The organism is Micromonospora sp. CPCC 206061 (assembly GCF_036906915.1).
GTDB lineage: Bacteria > Actinomycetota > Actinomycetes > Mycobacteriales > Micromonosporaceae > Phytohabitans.
The window spans coordinates 1-1,493 of record NZ_JBAKHX010000200.1; the positions used below are offsets into that span (position 1 = coordinate 1).

The following is a 1,493-nucleotide window of genomic DNA, read 5'->3' on the forward strand; positions in this document are numbered from 1 at the left end:
CTCGCGGCCGCGACGACCACCCGCACCGTCGGGCTGCCGCTGATAGGCATCGCCGTGCTGTATCTGCTGGTGAAACGGCTCGGCGCGGTGCGGGTGGCGACATTCGCCATGGCGGCTGCCCTGCCACTCACCGGATACGCGACGCTGAATAACCATCACCACGGCGACTTCTCGCTGAGTAGCTACAGTGGACGGTTCCTGTGGGCGCGGGTGTCCACGTTCGTCGACTGTGACCGGCTCACGCTCACCGAGGCGGAGCGGCCGCTGTGCCCGCCGGAGCCGCTCGGCCAGCGGAAGCCGGTGGACCTGTACCTGTGGTCCAACGGCCCCAACACCAAATTTCCGGGACGGGCGAACGACGCCCGCTTCGAGTCGTTCGCGAACAAGGCGATCCGTGCGCAGCCGATCGACTACGGGCGGACGATCGCCGTGGAGACCTGGCTGATGCTACGGCCGGGTGGCGCGCCGGACGAGCGGTACCGGTGCTTCGACCGCCTCTGGCGCATGCCCCGCACCGGGGACACCCACCACTGCCAGGCACTGATGGCACCGTGGGATCCAGCGGCCCACAAGGCGACGATGCGCTCGGGCCGGCACGAGCATCCGTTGATGGCACCGCTGCACCGGTACTCCCAGGTCGCGACCGTCCCGCCGACGATGATCGGCGTCACACCGCTCTTCTGTGCCGCGGCGTTCGTGTGGCGACGGCGCCGTCGCCGGCAGACCGGCGTGGTCTCCGGCACCCTCGTGGTCAACGCCCACCTGCGCGACCTCGTGCCGCGGCCCGCCGGCGCGCAACCGCCTCGCCGGCACGACTGGCGGCAGACGGTCGACTCGACATACTGGGCCGTCACGGCATTCGCCATGATCCCGATCACGGTCGCGACGTCGGTGATGGAGCCCCGGTACGCCGTGCCGGCCCTCCCGCTGGCCCTGGTCGGCATGGCCCTGGCGACGGCGAAGAACGACCGGCACCCGGTCCCCGCGCCGCGCCAAGCCGCTGTCGACGCGGCTCCGGCGGCGCGAGCGCCCGGCGAAGCCGTCGCCATCCCCACCAGGCCCTAGCTCCCCCGCTCACGGGAATGGGTGTGCCAGCCGCTGCCCCGGATAGGGTGATCGGCATGGCGGTGCGGATCGACCATTGCGTGATCGCGGTCAGCGACTGGGACCGGTCGACGGCGTTCTACCGGGACGTGCTCGGCGCCGAGGTGGTCGAGCACCCGGACGGTCGGGTGGCGTACCGGTTCGGCGACCAGCAGCTCAACGTGCACGGACCGGGCCTCGACATCGGCAGCCTGGTGGCGCGTCCACCGGTGGCGCCCGGCGGCAGCGACCTGTGCTTCACCTGGCCCGGCACCGCCGACGAGGCGGTAGACCACCTGCGCGCGCACGGGGTGACGGTGGAGGAGGGGCCGGTGCCGCGTCACGGCGGGCGTGGGCGAGGCACCAGCGTGTACTTCCGCGATCCGGACGGGTCGCTGCTGGAGTTCATC

The 1,493-nt window shown here is 71.7% G+C and carries 1 protein-coding gene and 1 pseudogene; both read left to right on the forward strand.

From position 1 onward, the window contains the following. Window positions 1-1,065 (forward strand): annotated as a pseudogene (locus tag V6V89_RS41355) (hypothetical protein); the annotation flags it as partial. A gap of 56 nt (window positions 1,066-1,121) precedes the next feature. Then, the coding region (locus tag V6V89_RS41360; RefSeq protein WP_334625210.1) for a VOC family protein at window positions 1,122-1,493 on the forward strand (372 nt) is incomplete at its 3' end.